At 55.7% G+C, this 15,383-nt stretch carries 14 protein-coding genes; 9 read left to right on the top strand and 5 right to left on the bottom strand.

What is annotated here, in order from left to right; translation table 11 throughout:
- Positions 1-130 precede the first annotated feature (130 nt).
- From ACZYUB_RS11695 to ACZYUB_RS11685, 3 genes are read left to right on the top strand one after another with little or no spacing between them, the layout of a single operon-like run.
- Positions 131-1,132 (top strand): LysR family transcriptional regulator, encoded by a 1,002-nt coding sequence (locus tag ACZYUB_RS11695; protein ID WP_463948077.1) that lies wholly within the window; start codon positions 131-133, stop codon positions 1,130-1,132.
- A gap of 42 nt (positions 1,133-1,174) precedes the next feature.
- Positions 1,175-1,471: a hypothetical protein gene (locus tag ACZYUB_RS11690; protein ID WP_463948076.1), complete on the top strand. Its 297-nt coding sequence runs from the start codon at positions 1,175-1,177 to the stop codon at positions 1,469-1,471.
- On the top strand, positions 1,441-1,644 hold the full coding sequence (locus ACZYUB_RS11685) for a hypothetical protein (protein WP_463948074.1): 204 nt from the start codon (positions 1,441-1,443) through the stop codon (positions 1,642-1,644). Before ACZYUB_RS11690 ends, ACZYUB_RS11685 begins: the two co-directional genes overlap by 31 nt.
- 12 nt (positions 1,645-1,656) lie before the next feature.
- Here ACZYUB_RS11685 and ACZYUB_RS11680 read toward each other — a convergent pair whose 3' ends face one another.
- The 4 genes from ACZYUB_RS11680 to ACZYUB_RS11665 form a co-directional block, all read right to left on the bottom strand.
- Positions 1,657-2,322, bottom strand: a complete 666-nt coding sequence (locus ACZYUB_RS11680; protein WP_463948129.1) for a DUF3142 domain-containing protein — start codon at positions 2,320-2,322, stop codon at positions 1,657-1,659.
- 119 nt (positions 2,323-2,441) lie between these two features.
- Positions 2,442-4,577, bottom strand: coding sequence for a PA5441 family protein (locus tag ACZYUB_RS11675; RefSeq protein WP_463948072.1), 2,136 nt, complete (start codon positions 4,575-4,577; stop codon positions 2,442-2,444).
- Between the two features lie 110 nt (positions 4,578-4,687).
- Complete coding sequence (gene modD, locus ACZYUB_RS11670) at positions 4,688-5,539, bottom strand: ModD protein (protein ID WP_463948070.1); 852 nt, start codon at positions 5,537-5,539, stop codon at positions 4,688-4,690.
- Between the two features lie 21 nt (positions 5,540-5,560).
- A complete protein-coding gene (locus ACZYUB_RS11665; RefSeq protein WP_463948068.1) occupies positions 5,561-6,379 on the bottom strand; it encodes a TOBE domain-containing protein in 819 nt (272 codons plus the stop codon).
- A gap of 215 nt (positions 6,380-6,594) precedes the next feature.
- On the opposite strand from ACZYUB_RS11665, the gene ACZYUB_RS11660 reads away from it, so the two are divergent.
- The gene (locus tag ACZYUB_RS11660; protein ID WP_463948066.1) at positions 6,595-7,023 is read left to right on the top strand and encodes a TOBE domain-containing protein; all 429 of its coding nucleotides are present in this window, start codon (positions 6,595-6,597) and stop codon (positions 7,021-7,023) included.
- A 241-nt stretch (positions 7,024-7,264) separates the two neighbouring features.
- Here ACZYUB_RS11660 and modA read toward each other — a convergent pair whose 3' ends face one another.
- The gene (modA, locus tag ACZYUB_RS11655) at positions 7,265-8,029 is read right to left on the bottom strand and encodes a molybdate ABC transporter substrate-binding protein (RefSeq protein ID WP_463948064.1); all 765 of its coding nucleotides are present in this window, start codon (positions 8,027-8,029) and stop codon (positions 7,265-7,267) included.
- A gap of 442 nt (positions 8,030-8,471) precedes the next feature.
- On the opposite strand from modA, the gene modB reads away from it, so the two are divergent.
- The 5 genes from modB (at position 8,472) to ACZYUB_RS11630 (ending at position 15,021) form a co-directional block, all read left to right on the top strand.
- A complete protein-coding gene (modB, locus tag ACZYUB_RS11650; protein WP_463948062.1) occupies positions 8,472-9,149 on the top strand; it encodes a molybdate ABC transporter permease subunit in 678 nt (225 codons plus the stop codon).
- A 3-nt stretch (positions 9,150-9,152) separates the two neighbouring features.
- Entirely contained in the window at positions 9,153-10,229 is a 1,077-nt protein-coding gene (gene modC, locus ACZYUB_RS11645) for a molybdenum ABC transporter ATP-binding protein (RefSeq protein ID WP_463948060.1), read from the top strand.
- Positions 10,230-10,505: 276 nt separating this feature from the next.
- Positions 10,506-10,751 carry a hypothetical protein gene (locus ACZYUB_RS11640; protein ID WP_463948058.1) on the top strand — a complete coding sequence of 82 codons (246 nt, stop codon included), beginning with the start codon at positions 10,506-10,508 and terminating at the stop codon, positions 10,749-10,751.
- A 1-nt stretch (position 10,752) separates the two neighbouring features.
- A complete protein-coding gene (locus tag ACZYUB_RS11635) occupies positions 10,753-11,817 on the top strand; it encodes a DNA cytosine methyltransferase (RefSeq protein WP_463948056.1) in 1,065 nt (354 codons plus the stop codon).
- Positions 11,818-11,904: 87 nt separating this feature from the next.
- Positions 11,905-15,021 (top strand): N-6 DNA methylase, encoded by a 3,117-nt coding sequence (locus ACZYUB_RS11630; RefSeq protein WP_463948055.1) that lies wholly within the window; start codon positions 11,905-11,907, stop codon positions 15,019-15,021.
- The last annotated feature ends 362 nt before the right edge of the window (positions 15,022-15,383 follow it).

Raw genomic sequence — 15,383 nt, 5'->3', positions numbered from 1 at the left:
TATAGCCAAGAGACATCCCGTGACCCGACGCAAAGAAATGCCGAAAACAGCTCGGTTTCCCATGGTCTAAAATGCGATCTACTCAACTTTTTATACTTTTCTGCAGCTTAATCGTTCAGATATGTTCTGATTGACACTGCAGAGCCAGACTCCTATCGTCCCCTCCATCGATAAATTCAATGACCATGGCATCTCCATCGTGGACAAATTGCTGCAACAGTTTCTCGAGGTCGCGACCAGCAAGAATCTCAGTCAGGCGGCGAAACGCCTGTTTATCAGCCAACCCACGCTGACCCACAATATGAAGCGGCTGGAGGCCTCTCTCGGCATCGAGCTGTTTACCCGTTCGTCAACCGGCATCACCCTGACCGAAAGTGGTGTGTTATTGCAGGATCAGGCGCGCATCATGCAGCGCATCTACGAGCAAACGCTGCACAAGCTGGAGTTCATCAAGCAACGGAGTGAGCGCGGCTTGCGTATCGGCTCGGGTCACGCCTGGTGGCACCCGCTGCTGCGCCATGTGCTGCAGCAGTACCGTCAGAGTCATAGCGCCGCATCCTTGAATGTGGATCTGGGCAACCATCTGCGCCTGCTGGATATGCTGCTCAACGGCGATATCGATCTGTTTATCGGTCACGAGATCCATGGCCTGACCCATAAATCCGGCTTGCTGTTTGTGCCATTGTTTTTATCCAACGACGATGTCTTCGTGCGCGAAGGACATCCACTGCTCGGTAAACCCTGTCGGCACAGCGATCTGCTGAACTACCCCAGTCTGCTGGTCACGCCGGACGAGAATCGCTATCTGCACCTGGTCGATGACCTGCACCCCAAACAGCAACAGCGCAGCATGCTGCAACTCAACGAGAAGATTATCTACACCAGCAATTCCATCATGGTGAGCCTCGACATCATCCGCGACACCAATGCCGTCATGCCTTATCCGCGCTGTATGGGTGATTATTTCCGTGGTTTCGGGATCCAGGCTCTGGAGATGGTCGAGCGCTATAACAAGGGCATTGTCGGAATTTATCTGCCCGGAGAAACCGCGGATGATCCCCATATCGCCCAGATATTGACCCTGATCCGCGATCAGGTGAATCGTCAATCCTCACTGGTGGCCACCTTCTAAGGCCTATACTGGAAACACCCGTTTCCACTATCAGGTTCTCGTATGGTCACCAAGGCTCACGGTCACGCAACGGTCCACTGGTTGGGCAATGTCTGTATCTCCATCCTGGATGGCGCCTTCAATCAGCAGGGGGCTGCCGACTGGGCCGAGCAGCTGCAACGGACCTGGATGCAGCAAGGCCAGCCCACGCACTGGGCTCATGTGGTGGATATGGAGGGTTGGCTCGGTCGCACTCCGGAATCAACCGAACTGATGCGGGAAGGAATCGCCTGGGGCAAAGCCATGGCCTGCGCTGTACTGTGCTGGTCATGGCTCAGGGCGCGAGAAATATCTTCCTGAAGATCAATCAGGCCACCCATCCGGTGATACCCCAGGATGCGGATGTCACCATCTGCGAGAACCATAAACAGGCGATCGAGCTCCTGCAGCAGCGCGGTTTTATCGTCAGCCTGTTGCAATTGTCATCCCGCAAGCGCATTCGCCATACCAGCAGCAAACCCCATCACTCGTAAGCGGATTGCCATTCAGCGGGAGTTGAGCAGAAACACCACCTCGCCGCGATAGTTAGGCTGAGCGGCAAACTCCTGCTGCCAACGCGGTTGCCACTCGCCCCCCTGCACCAGCCCCAACTTGAAGGGCAGCGTCAGCCGCTTGAGGGCAGGCAGGTACTGTGCATAGTCAGCCACAGTGGTCCGGCCGCGATAGGTCTGTACCACCAGCTCATCCACCACCCCGCTCAGGCCATTGAGCGTGGTGACATCCCCATTGGCACTCCAATCCAGTAGGCCGGTAATGCCCAGCTGACAATCGGCGGGTAACTGGCGCCGCAGCCCGCGCAAGAAGTCGGCATAGCCCGCCAGCTTCGGGCTAGCGGCATCAAAATCAATCTGAATGCCGATCACCCGATTGCCTTTGGCCTGCCAGGCGGTGCGCTGCCGCAACAGATCGCGCACCACACCCGGTTGCCAATCCAGGGTCGCGACCCGATAGCTGAGCCAGAGCTCCGGCACCTTGAGGGGGGAAGGCGGTAGCCCTTGCGGCTGCAAGCGCGCCTCTCCCTCGTGTTGGCTGATATGCCCCTGCAGCAGATAGAGCCGCTGCGCCTGATGCAGCACCGGCTGTGGCTTGACCGCGGCCCACAGCCAGAACTGGCGATAGAGCGCCGCGTCGACCCGAGCCGAGTGATCCATCGCTGGCGCAGCCGCCGTGGGCGCAATCACAGTGGGCGATGAGGCATCGGCTGCCAGCCAGCCCCACACCCCGACCATCAGGCTGCCCAGTACCAGCAGTCCGATGCAGCGACCGCGACTCACCAGTAGTACTTCAACTGTTTCGCCCAGACCGAAGCGGCATAGCTCTGCTTGAGGGTATTGAACCAGCGTTTGCGCTCCGCCTTGGGGATCTCTTCGCTGCCGCAGTGGTTATAGCCGCTGCTGGCAAAGCAGTTGATGGCGCGGAACAGGGCATAGCTGCGCTCCTCGGCAGGAGCTTTGGGGTCGGCGATCACCTGTTGATACAGCGCCAGGCGCCCGTGGGCCGCACCGGCAAAGCGATCCGGCGCGCCACCCAGCAGGGTCGCTCCCGGCTTGCTACCGAGCGGCGACTCATCCCAGCCCTGACGATAGAAGAACTCGCCCAGGCAGTTGAGCGCCTTGGCCGCCGGCTTGCCCCCAGTCTGGGTGCTGGCCAACTGGCTCACCGTTTCGGTCAGAGCCGGACAGCTATAGCCCTCCTCGTTGCTCGCCCCTTGGCTGAAGGGAGCCAGATCGAAGGGCTTTTGAGCTGGAGCCTGAGCCAGCAGCGCCTGATCCTGCAGGAAATCGGCGTAGTGGCCGCGGTTGAGATCCTTGACCAGCAGGGTATAGAGCGCCGTATTGCGCAGCTCGTGACTCAACCCCCCGTCGGCACTGACCTGGCGCAGCAGCGGCGCCGAGGCACTAAACCGTAGCAGCGGATCCCGCAGCTCATCCCGGGTCACCAGCGACTGGGCGGCAAATAGCGCATCCAGCTTATCCGCCCGCTCCAGAGTCATCGCCAGAGCCAATTGCAGCAGTTGCTGTTGCAGGGCATCGGGTTTGGCGGCCAGCAGTTGCTGCCAATGGGCCTCCGCCTGGGGCCACTGTTGCTGGGCCTGCAGCGCCATGCCACGCAACATCTGGCGACTGAACGCCAGCAGATCCAGCGGCCCGGAGCCTTGAGGCGCGGCGATCGCCTGCACCACACCGGCATAATCCTTGGCCACATAGTAACGCTGAGCCAGTTGCAGATACTCCCACTGCGCCGACAGCCCGGCCGCCGCAAATGCAGCCTGCTGGCCCTTCAGCTCCTCGGTGGTCAGCGGTTGCCAGCTCTCTTCCCACTCCGGGTGCAGTCGCAGGCGCTTGAGATCCTGCACCAGCAAGAACAGCGGCGAGGTCGCAGGGGTCTTGTTGGCCAGCAATTTGAGATCGATCTCGTTCCACAGCGGCAGACCCTCGTTCACCTGGGTACTCTGCAGCGCCTGTTGATAGAGGGCGGCCAGCTTGGCCCCGTCATCCTGCAGCCAATAGACCCGGCGATACAGACCCTGGGCCGAGGCGGCGTACAGCCCCTGCGGATAGGTCGCCAGGTAGTGATCCAGCGCCTGTTCGGCGGTGACCAGGGGCGCCTTGTCCACCTTGCTGGCATCGAAGAAGCCATATTCATCCAACGCATTGGCCTGGGCCTGATTGATGGCGACCCGGGCCAGCAGATAGGTAGCGGTCTCTTTCAACCAGGGCTGCTCCTGCTGGCTCAGCGCCGTGAAGAGGCTCCGGGCTTCGGCAAAATCCCCCAGATAGAAGGCACGCGCCCCGCGCAGATAATCGCTGAACGGAGTCGCCTCCGCCGTCGCGGGCAAGGCCGTGAAATCAGGCAGGGTATCGCTCTGGCACAGACCGATCAGCGCGACCCGCGCCTCGGCCAGTGGTTGCGTCTGCTCGGCGGGCAGACCACTGGCTTGCAGTGCCCGCAAGAAGGGCTCCGCCACCTCGGGACGATTCAAGCCGCAGCGCCCCTCCAGCCAGCCGTTGCCCCGCTCATGGGCGGCCGATAGAGTCGCAGGCTGCACACCCAGCGTCTGGGCCAGGGTATCCAGCGCCGAGGCCGCATCCGTGGCCGCTGGCGTCATGGGTTCGGGAGAGAGCAATTCAGAGACCGCAAAGGGCACCGATAACGGCCGGGATTGCCGGGTCTCGGGATCCTGCCCCTGCAAGGAGGATTGCCCCTGCGCCTGGGTCAGCAGTGCTAGTGTGATGCGGGTGTCATTGTCCGCCGCCAGAAACGGCAGGCCGGTCAGGCCACACTGCTCGGCGGTGAGTTGCAGCATCTGTGGTGGTGAGCAATCCACATCGGCGCAACCCCAACTCGGGCTGCTGGTGGTCCATAGCGCCAACCCGATCAGGGTGCCTATCGTTGTCTGTTTCATCGGTAACTCCCGAGCCCGTGCTTGTTGTCGTTTGAATCGGCATTAGTGGGAGTCGATTATGCCCGCAGGCAGGGCGTTCAGCCACCGGCGAGCTCAGAAAACCGCACCGCTTAGACCATCGAGAAGGTCACCTGCACATCTTTGGGCGGGGCCTGATAGGGAGCGCTGCTGACCAGCACCTGAGCGCCGGTGGCGGCATAGACCTCGGCGTTGGCCAGCGACACGCCGCCCGCGACCGCGACCACTGGACGTTGCGGGTAACCCTGGCTCATCTGCACCACGGCCGCGACCTCGGCAGGAGGCAGCTTCTCCAACTGCAGCACATCGGCCCCCGCGGCCGCCCAGAGTTCGGCCTCGGCCCCGGAGCTCACCTCCACCACCAGCTTACGCTCTGGGCACTGCTGGCGCAGGCGAGCCACCGTCTGCACCTCCGTTTCGTCCCCGAGGAACAAGCGATGTTCGGCAAACAGCAACAGGGTCTCGGAGAGCCCCAGACGATGAGGCAGGGCGCCGCCACAGAGAATGGCCTTCATCGCCGCCGCCTTGGTGCCGGGGAAGTTCTTGCGGGTACAGGCCAACGCAACCTGCGGATTGCCACGTCGGGCGGCGGCCAGCAGCTCGGCGGTAACCGTAGCCACGCCGGAGAGAGACTCCATCAGCGTCTGGGCGGTTTTCCACACCCGATGCAGGGCATCGGCGGGACCGGCCAGGGTCAGGATCGGCTCCCCGGCCTGCAATCGGCTGCCACTCGGGCGAATGGCTCCCACGGCACTTAACCCGTGCATTTCGCCAAGTCGCCGCGCCTCCTCGCTGCCGCACAACACCATGGCGTAACGCGCCGAGAACTGCATCTGGCCGCCCTGTTGCCCCAGATCCAGCACCCAGCTGGTCAGATCGCCATGGGGCACATCGTCACTCAGCAGCTGCTGCAGCCAGCTATCTGCCAATACATAAGGGTTCATGGTCGATCTCCCAATCACGACTCAGGATTGCAGGCAGAGGATCACCGACGACGCCTTGAACACGGCGCAGGCCTGCTGCCCGACTTGCAACTCCAGCTTGCCGATACTGTCGTGGGTCACCACGGCGCAGACCGTCTTGCCGCTGGGCAGGGTCAGAGTTACCTCGGAGTTCACAGGTCCCTCATGAATTCGGCTCACCACGCCCCACAGATGGTTGCGCGCCGTGGTCTTCACGCGGGTGTCGGTCAGCAGCAGGATGGAGGAGGATTTGACCATGGCGAACATCTCCATGCCCATGGTCAGCCCGAGGGATTCCGCCGATTCCCGGGTGATCACCGCCACCAGCTCATTCTCGGCATCCAGCCGCAACCGCACCTCGAAGTCCACCTGGCCGCTGCGCAGGCCGACGATCTCGCCGGCGAACTGGTTGCGGGCACTGGTCTTCATCGACATCCGCCGCAGCAGCTGTCGAAATTGCTGAAAATCATTGTCGGACTCCTCGTGCATGCTGGCGGTGAGTCGATCCAGCGCCGCCTGATACTCGGCCTCCAGCGCCCGATACAGGGCCACCACCTTCTTGCCATACGCCGTCAGCTGGGTACCCCCGCCCTGTCGCCCACCGGCGCTGCGCAGCACCAGCGGTTGCTCCGCCAGATTGTTCATATTGTCGATGGCATCCCAGGCCGCCTTGTAGGAGAGCGGCACTTTTTTTGCTGCCTGGGAGATGGAGCCATGCACGGCGATGGCCTCCAGCAAGCGGATGCGGGTATCGCCGAGGAAGGCCCCGAACTCGGTCTCGACCTCTAATTTGGTGCGCAATATGTGTGTGTTTTGCGTCATTGTCGTTATGTCGTCCCTGTTACAACGAAGCCAGCCACCGGAGCCAGAATCCGGTCAAAGCCCGGCTGGGTGGCTGAAAAACCCGTAGCGCTATGGTTGTGATCGACGAACGCAGGCGCGTAGAGTCAATCCGAGCCCAGAAAGCACGCTATACCCTCTCATGCATAGCGAAAATCGGGCCAACTCTTGCCATGGCTCATCACAAGGAGTTCACCATGAATATCAGCGCACGGAACATCTTCACCGGCACCATCTCCGCCCTCGTCAACGGTGCCGTCAATGCCGAAGTCGAGCTCACCCTGGACGGCGGCGACAAGCTGGTGGCCATAGTCACCGAATCCAGCGTCGACACGCTCGGTCTGGCGGTTGGCAAAACCGCGACAGCTCTCATCAAGGCCCCCTGGGTCATGGTGCTGGCCGGTGAAGCCACCCTGAAATTCAGTGCCCGCAACCAGTTGGCCGGTACCGTCAAGTTCCTCACCAAAGGCGCGGTCAACACCGAAGTCGGTATCGAACTGCCGGGCGGTAACCTGGTCTACTCGGTGATCACCAATGAAGCGGTACTGGATCTGGGGCTCAAGGAAGGCGTACCCGCCTCTGCCCTGATCAAGGCCAGTCATGTGATTCTGGGTGTCCCGGTCTAAACGCAGCCGCTTGCCGCTGCCCGTTTGAGTGCAAAACCCTCACGCCAGCCACAGCTGGCGTGATGTTTTTTCCCGAAATAGCCGATCCTCATGATGCGCCATCGACCAGGAAGCGCACGCTGACACGCCGTGAACCCATCCCTGGGGGCTCCACCGCGCCATCCCTGGCGCAGAGGGTCAGCTTAGCGCTACCTAAGTCGCTGTCGTGAGTGATTTGCTATTCGGAACAGCTAGTTAGCACTCAGTGGATATAGCCGTATTGCGCCATGATCGCCTTGGCCTTGTCGCTCTTCAGATAGGTGAGCAAGGCGCTGGCTGCCGGATTGTTCGCCCCCTTTTTCAGCAAGACAGCGTCCTGATAAATCGGTGCGTAGAGATCCAGCGGCACCTCCCAGGCCGAGCCTTTAGTCACCTTGCCACCCTTGAAGACCTGGGACAGCGCGACAAAGCCCAGCTCGGCACTGCCGGAGTCGACAAACATCTTGGTCTGGGCAATGTTTTCGCCCTGCACCAGCTTGGGTTGCAATGCCGCCGTCAGGCCCAGCTTGGCCAGCGTCTCCATGGCGGCCTGGCCGTAGGGCGCGGTCTTCGGATTGGCGATGGCCAGATGTTTAAATCTGGCCGCCTTCAGCACAGCGCCTTGAGCATCGACCAGTGCCGGATCGGTTGACCACAGCACCAGCTTGCCGCGGGCATAGGTGAATTGGGAATCGGTGACGGCCAGCTGCGCCTGGACCAGCTTCTTTGGTGTCGCACTATCGGCACTCACCATCACCTCGAACGGTGCGCCATTCTGGATCTGGGTAAACATCTTGCCGGTGGCTCCGGCGGTGAGCACTGTGGTGTGCCCAGTTTCCTTGGTGAATTCGGCACTGATCTCCTGCAGCGGCGCCAGGAAATTGGCCGCCACGGCGACGACTACCTCATCGGCCCGGGCTGCAGCAACCTGACCCAGGGTCAGGGCAAAGAGTACAAACGTGAACAGAGGTGAGGGTTGTTTCATCATGAAGTTCCTTTTTGTCTTGTTGTCATCATTGTCGCTATGTTCGTGTCACCATAACGACAGAATGTCATGCTCATCACGAGCAAATTCCGAGGGAGAAACCGGAGTAAGTCGCCCCCCAAGCCAGGCTCCTGCCATAAACGTGGTAAAACAGCAGTCTACAGGGCATAAATCGCCATCTGGTTGCCGAAAACTCACCTCGGCGGGATGCGAGGTGGCGACCGGGCCCGAAGCAGAATTGCAAAATAAAGGCCAACCGAACCCGCGTTAGGTTTTTATCTACATAGCGCATGATTCCAAGGAAACAGGTTCTGCCTTATCGAATGAGCATTGGGTTCTGGCGCGTATCTTGCTGGACAACTCGCAATGCAGGGCGCGGATCCGGATCGCGCGCTGCCGGAATCACGCGCGGGGAAAGCCCCGCGAATAACGCAAGGATGCAGGGATGTGGTTAACCGATAGTGACTGGCAAGCCATCTTGCTGACACTCAAGCTGGCGAGTGTCGTCACCTTTATTCTGTTGTGGGTCGCGACCCCGCTGGCCTGGTGGCTGGCCCGCACCCGCAGTGGCTGGCGTAAACCCATAGGCGCCATAGTCGCGCTGCCCCTGGTGCTGCCCCCCTCGGTGCTCGGCTTTTATTTGCTGCTGGCCATGGGCCCCAATGGCCCGATCGCGCCGCTGCTGGCCTGGTTCGGGGTTGGTCTGCTGCCGTTTTCCTTCAGCGGTCTGGTCATCGCCTCTGTGTTCTACTCCCTGCCCTTCATGGTGCAACCGCTGCAGAGCGCCTTCGAGGCCATCGGTGACGCCCCGTTCGAGGCGGCCGCCACCCTGCGCGCCTCACCGCTGGATCGCTTCCTGACCATAGCCCTGCCGCTGGCGCTGCCGGGCTTTGTCAGCGCCAGCATCCTCACCTTCGCCCATACCGTGGGCGAGTTCGGGGTGGTATTGATGATCGGCGGCAATTTGCCCGGTATCACCCGGGTCGCCTCGGTGCAGATCTATGACCATGTCGAAGCCATGGAATATGCCGATGCCCACCGTCTGGCCGCCGTCATGCTGGTGTTCTCGTTTGTCGTCTTGCTGGGCCTGCATCTCAGGCGCGGCCCCAAAACCCTGAGGTAAACCATGGCTCATGCCCCCATTCAGGCCCGGTTTCGCAAGGGCTGGCAAGATTTCACCCTGGATGTCGATCTGCAGTTGCCGGGCAAGGGCATCACCGCGCTGTTCGGCCACTCCGGATCCGGCAAGACCACACTGCTGCGCTGTTTTGCCGGTCTGGGCTCGCGCCCGGAGGGGCGCTGTGTGGTCAATGGCGAGGTATGGCAGGACGAGCAGCACTATCGCCCGACCCACCACAGGGACATCGGTTATGTGTTTCAGGATGCCAACCTGTTCCCCCACCTCACGGTGCGCAACAACCTGCTGTATGGCCAGCGCCGCAGTCGCGGCACGCCCGCCATCGCCCTGGATCAAGCCATCACCCTGCTGGGTATCGAACACCTGCTGACGCGCAAACCGGCGGAGCTCTCCGGCGGCGAGAAGCAGCGGGTCGGCATAGCCCGCGCCCTGGCGGTCAGTCCGCAACTGCTGCTGATGGATGAACCGCTGGCGGCGCTGGATCTGGCGCGCAAACGGGAAATTCTGCCCTATCTGGAGACCCTGCACGACGAGCTGCAGATCCCCATCCTCTATGTCACCCACTCGCCCGATGAGGTGGCCCGCCTGGCCGACCATCTGGTGGTGATGTCGGCCGGCCGCGCCCTGGCCCAGGGGCCGCTGACCGAGATCCTCTCCCGGCTCGATCTGCCCATCCGGCTGGGGGAAGAGGCGGGTGTGGTGCTGGAGGGCGAGATCTGCGAACGGGACAGCCAGTGGGGATTGATGCGTATGGCATTTGCCGGCGGCTCGCTCTGGGCGCGGGATCAGGGCCATGCCATCGGCCATAAGGGACGGCTGCGGGTGCTGGCGCGGGATGTCAGCCTGTCGCTGCAGCATCAGGTCGACACCAGCATCCAGAACCATCTGCCCGGCGTGGTCGATGCCATGCTGACCGATGAACACCCCGGCCTGACGCTGGTGCGCGTGCGCGTCGGCGCGTCGATCCTGATCGCCCGCCTGACCACCCGCTCCGCCCATGAGCTGGGCGTACACCCCGGCCAACCCATCTGGCTGCAAGTCAAATCAGTCGCCTTGGTGGAATAGCGCCAGCTATAGAAGCTCAAAAGAAAAAGCTTCCCGACCAATATTTCTTTATTGAGAACTTGGGTCAGTCAGAGCTGATCTTGTTGCCTGGATTAGTAAAGCTCCCAATAAGAGCTCCCTATGGAACCTAATTCGACATCAAGCATCGATATGCATTGGCAAATTTTCTGGCAGTGAATTGGTCTTTTAGTATTTGAATCGTCATTTATTTTTTAACTGCTGGATGTATCTACAGTTCACCACTTTGGTGTAAAGTGGTGAGGGAATTTTGCGAGTATGCAAGTTATGTCTATACAGCGAAGACGGCAGGATACAGGTGCTCATGAGTGCAGCGTTCGCGCATCCATAAGCTTTCCTGAAGAACAGTACTCTGTGCTGGAACAGATCGCAGCAGAACATCGTGTTTCACTTGCATGGGTGGTACGGGATGCTGTCGATGTGTATTTGAAGGCGCGCTGGCCACTTTTGGAGCAGGGCGAGAACGTGGAAAAAAAGAAATCTGATGTGAGACAACGTGAATAATATGTTTGAGAAAGACGGAGAGAAAATCCGGGTCCTATCTTTATTTTCCGGATGTGGGGGAATGGACTTCGGTATCGAAGCTGCCGGAGGTCACATCGTCTTTGCAAACGACATCCTTAAAGATGCGTGTAAAACGTTGGAAAAGTATTTTCCTAACACCGATGTGCGAAATGGCGATATATCGCAGATCCTAACATTTCCAAATGCCGATGTCGTAGTTGGAGGATATCCGTGTCAGTCATTTTCTATGGCTGGCAACAGGGATCCCAAAAAAGACGAGCGAACAAATCTCTATAAACAGTTCTTACGAGTAATCAGCCTAGTCCGCCCAAAATATTTCGTGGCAGAGAATGTTTCTGGATTGAAGCAATTGGGTGCAGGAAGCTTTCTGGAGGAGCAGGAAACAGCTTACAGACAGGAAGGCTATGTTGTGAGCCATCACCTCATCAACGCCAAGGCATATGGGATTCCTCAATCACGTAAGCGTCTATTCATTGTTGGCGTAAGGAAGGATCTAAATCAATTTTTTGAATTTCCTCCTGAAACACATGGGAAAGCAACAAGAAAAAAACCTGATCTTAAGCCTTATACATCTCATGGTGATGCAATTTTGGGTCTGCCTCTTTGGCCTGAGGGTGAGTTTTATGAGCGTCCGCATGACCCAGAAGGCCATTTTTCTTGGTACTTTATGTCCAGAAATCGTAAAGCTAAGTGGAGTGAACCAGCATTTACAGTGGTGGCTAATTCGCGGCATGTAACATTACATCCAGCAAGTCCAGTTATGAAACTGACATGGTCTAATCTAGCTGATGGCTGGAAGCAAAGATGGGACTTCTCAGATGAATATGAACATCTATCCGCAGACCCTACTCGACCTATCCTTGAGATACCGAGACGGCTCTCTTGGAGAGAGTGCTCTCGTATTCAGACATTTGCGAATGATTTTGAGCCAGTAGGAGATACCGATTCAAAGTTTACTCAAATTGGAAATGCCGTGCCTCCAATGCTTGCTGAGACTATTTTCAAACATCTCTTTACCGGAGCTGGGTTGAAGAGTAATACGTAGGAAATATAAATAGAGAGACACTGAGTGTTTTTGGATTATCTTATCTCCTACGACAAGAAATAGATCAATTACAATAGGGTTCCCGCAATGTCAAAAATTGCATCACAGCTCGTCAATAAAGTTACTTTAGCTTCTGAAGCCGCAAGCAACGAGGCACAATTGCGACATGAGCTGGAAGGTGCTCTTAAAATAGCTTGCGAAGCTCGAAATATTCCATGGACACCATTTCAGTTGGAAAGAGCGCTTAAAGAAGCGGGTAAACCCACTAAATTTGCTGATGTGGCTCATGGGGCTGTGGTCATCGAGTATGAACCACCAAGATCGTTTGGTGGGCGTCTAAATAGCAAAGCTAATCATGCTCGAGCTCAAGCTGAAGAATATGCGACCCTTATCTCAGCCGAAGAAGGGCGCCGTTTAGAAGACTATATATTAATAATATGGGATGGATCCCATATTAGCTTTGGTAATTTTGAAGAGAATTTCTCAAACTGGGGTGGTGTAATTCCTTTTGACATCAACGCCGCGAATCGACTATTGGATTTACTTGAGCAGGATGGGCGTCCCCTTGTTCATCCTCAGCTATTGCAAGGACTAGTCGGGCCTGACTCCGACCATGGAATCGCGCTAATTCCTGCACTTTACAAAAACATATGCCGGGCTGAGACAAATCCTTGTACTTCCAAAACGAAGATGCTTTTTACAGAGTGGCGTAGGCTTTTTAGTCAAGTTGTAGGTTTTCAGCCTGCAAATATGAAGATGCTGCTGGCTAGACAAGAAATATCACATGATCAGCCCTATGATGAAAATCCTGCTGCTTATCTTTTTGCGCTGAATACTTACATCGCAATAATTGCAAAAATCGTTACTGCATGTGCTCTTCCTCGGCCGAGCCAAAACATTCTAGATTCGACGGTACCAGTAGTGGATCGTTTGAAGGTAGTGGAAACGGGTGAACTATTTGAACACTCTGGCATTCTAAATATGCTCAGCGGCGACTTTTTTTCTTGGTATCTAGATGATAATGGTTGGGAAGAGTATAGCCCTCATTTAGAAGCATTGTTTGGGAGGCTTTCCGGAGTCGACTTCACAGTCGCAAAAAAGCATCCTAATACTACGCGTGATTTATTTAAGGGCATATATGAGCGCTTTATTCCTCGCGAAGTCCGTCATGCTCTTGGAGAGTTTTATACACCTGACTGGCTTGCCGAACACGGGATGGATCTCATTGAGTGGAGTACAAAAGCTTCACTTACTGATCCAACATGCGGCTCAGGCACATTCTTGCTTGAGGCGCTACGCCGGCGTCGGTTAGAGCAAGGCGATAGTGCCACGGCAAGGTCTCTGCTTTTAGGGTTAAATGGGATTGATTTGAACCCCCTTGCTGTACTTGCAGCCAAGGGATCGTTGGCTGTATTTCTTTCCCCATTTCTGGATCCTGATGACCCCATACGCTTACCGGTCTACTTAGCGGATGCAATCAATCCGGCTTGTGTGAGTAGCGATCCTTTCCCAAGCTACAACTATGTCATGCAGACCGAAGTTGGCCCAAGAGAGTTCTCAGTACCAGAAGCGATGATCAACCATTCAGAGTTCTTTAAGGTATTTGCGAGAATAAGGGAGTTGATCGATGCAGATTTTAATGCGGCAAAAATAAGCAGTGCGATTCGATCAAATCTCAAATCAATGCTGTTGCATGATGACGATATTCAAAATATTGAGACTACTATCGAAAACTTAGTATCGCTCCATGAACAAGGGTGGAATGGTATTTGGTGCGCTATCCTAGCCGATCGTTTTGCTGCGGCCGCCATCCCACCATCAAGTTATGTCTGCGGCAACCCACCTTGGGTAAAATGGAGCAATCTTCCAGAGGAATACACCAAGACTATTCAGGCGCAATGCAAGAAGCTTGGTGTTTTTAGTACTGATAAATGGGTGGGTGGAATAGAAGCAGATATTTCTACGGTTATAACTTACCAAGCGATTTATCATTACCTAGCCCCCTCGGGGCGACTTGGCTTTTTCCTACCAGGCTCAGTTTTTACAACTCCCTCAAGTGCTGGTTTTCGCAGATTTTCTGTCGGTCCCAATAACGTGAACTGCAAAGTACTATTGGTTGAGGACTTCGATGCAATCAGTCCATTCGACGGAGTGACCAATATGCCTCGTTTTCTCGCTCTAGAACGAGATGCTCCGACTATTTTTCCTGTACCGTACAGAGTCTGGACTAATGGTGATGTACCAGCCTCGACTCTGCGGAACTCAAATAGCGCGGAGGAGTTTCGTAAAACTGCAAAGCAGATCGAATACACGGCAGTCCCCGTGCCGGGTGGAGAAGGAGAGAGACCTTGGCTTATCGGCCCGCATGAAGAGCAGGTTATATTCGCTAAAGTATTTGCTGGTGCAGAGCGAGTGTACCAAGCTCGCAAAGGTGTTACCGCAGATCGTAACGGTGTGTTCTGGGTCTATGCAACGGAAGAGGGCGATGAAAACACAGTTACAGTACGAAATGCCGCCACCATTGGTAAAACTAAAGGTATTCCGGAAATAACAGCTCGAATTGAGGTCGAGCATGTTTTCCCTCTACTCAGGGGCAAGGGAGTAAAGCCTTTTTGCGCTGTTCCAGATGAACACTTGCGTATCATTGTTCCTCAGCGAGGAATGCATGGAGATCCGGATCTGGCTGTTCATTCTCCGCTGGTTTTCAAATTTTTGAATCGCTTTAAATCCCATCTTGAGAGCCGTTCTAGCCTCAAAAGATTTCAAAAAGGGCAGGCATTCTATTCGCTATGGAGCACAGGGGCATATACCTTTTCGCCTTATAAAGTATTGTGGCGTGAAATCGGAAAGGTGTTCGCTGCTGCCTACGTAGGAAGTGCAGCTTCTGGTTTTTCTGGCGAAAAGATAGTCATACCTGACCACAAGCTTTACTTTATACCTACCGAAACAGAGGGAGAGGCCGCATATTTAACCGGCTTTCTAAACGCTCCTGTAATTTCCGGTACAATATCAGCCTATTCCTCCAAGCTAAGTTTGGGTGTTAGTGTCGCTGATTATTTGAATATTCCACGTTTCGATGAAGATAACACACATATCCGAGCAATTAGAGATTTATCACTTGAAATAACAGCCAGGTTTAATGGTCCATCTGAGGGTGAACTTTTAATTCTTGATAAACATGTAAAATCCTTATTGAATTTTTAATAAGTTTAGCGAGAGCAGGACGCATTCATTCAACAATAAGTAATTTATGATTAGTGGTCTAGCGCCTCCTGCAGGAGGCGTAACTACCTTACCTATGAAACACATAAACAAAATGAACCATCTTGGTTTCTTAGCAAGACATAATGGATGTCATAACTTTTTCTGTATGTAAAACATCTCAAAATAACCAGGCTTTTCATTTCAAATTAAAAGCAGACAACTATTTTTTTACGCGAGGATTCTGTTATCTGTTTGCTATGGATTTCTGTACTCATCATGGAATTAGGCCGATTTAGTCATCACGAAATCAATATTAATAAGGTATTCCAAGATGCATGAATCCCATTTAGTCTATAAAGATG

The sequence above is a fragment of the Pseudaeromonas sp. HNCC25DJ182 genome (assembly GCF_055413365.1).
The sequence above is the reverse complement of the archived record's forward strand: the minus strand, read 5'-3'. Positions and strand labels throughout refer to the sequence as shown.

Excerpts from the sequence above, each read along its gene's own strand:
- ACZYUB_RS11690 (WP_463948076.1), top strand. The coding sequence starts at position 1,175 with ATGGTCACCAAGGCTCACGGTCACGCAACGGTCCACTGGTTGGGCAAT.
- ACZYUB_RS11685 (WP_463948074.1), top strand. The coding sequence starts at position 1,441 with ATGGCTCAGGGCGCGAGAAATATCTTCCTGAAGATCAATCAGGCCACC.
- ACZYUB_RS11680 (WP_463948129.1), bottom strand. The coding sequence starts at position 2,322 with ATGGATCACTCGGCTCGGGTCGACGCGGCGCTCTATCGCCAGTTCTGG.
- ACZYUB_RS11675 (WP_463948072.1), bottom strand. The coding sequence starts at position 4,577 with ATGAAACAGACAACGATAGGCACCCTGATCGGGTTGGCGCTATGGACC.
- modD (WP_463948070.1), bottom strand. The coding sequence starts at position 5,539 with ATGAACCCTTATGTATTGGCAGATAGCTGGCTGCAGCAGCTGCTGAGT.
- ACZYUB_RS11665 (WP_463948068.1), bottom strand. The coding sequence starts at position 6,379 with ATGACGCAAAACACACACATATTGCGCACCAAATTAGAGGTCGAGACC.
- ACZYUB_RS11660 (WP_463948066.1), top strand. The coding sequence starts at position 6,595 with ATGAATATCAGCGCACGGAACATCTTCACCGGCACCATCTCCGCCCTC.
- modA (WP_463948064.1), bottom strand. The coding sequence starts at position 8,029 with ATGATGAAACAACCCTCACCTCTGTTCACGTTTGTACTCTTTGCCCTG.
- modB (WP_463948062.1), top strand. The coding sequence starts at position 8,472 with ATGTGGTTAACCGATAGTGACTGGCAAGCCATCTTGCTGACACTCAAG.
- modC (WP_463948060.1), top strand. The coding sequence starts at position 9,153 with ATGGCTCATGCCCCCATTCAGGCCCGGTTTCGCAAGGGCTGGCAAGAT.
- ACZYUB_RS11640 (WP_463948058.1), top strand. The coding sequence starts at position 10,506 with ATGCAAGTTATGTCTATACAGCGAAGACGGCAGGATACAGGTGCTCAT.
- ACZYUB_RS11635 (WP_463948056.1), top strand. The coding sequence starts at position 10,753 with ATGTTTGAGAAAGACGGAGAGAAAATCCGGGTCCTATCTTTATTTTCC.
- ACZYUB_RS11630 (WP_463948055.1), top strand. The coding sequence starts at position 11,905 with ATGTCAAAAATTGCATCACAGCTCGTCAATAAAGTTACTTTAGCTTCT.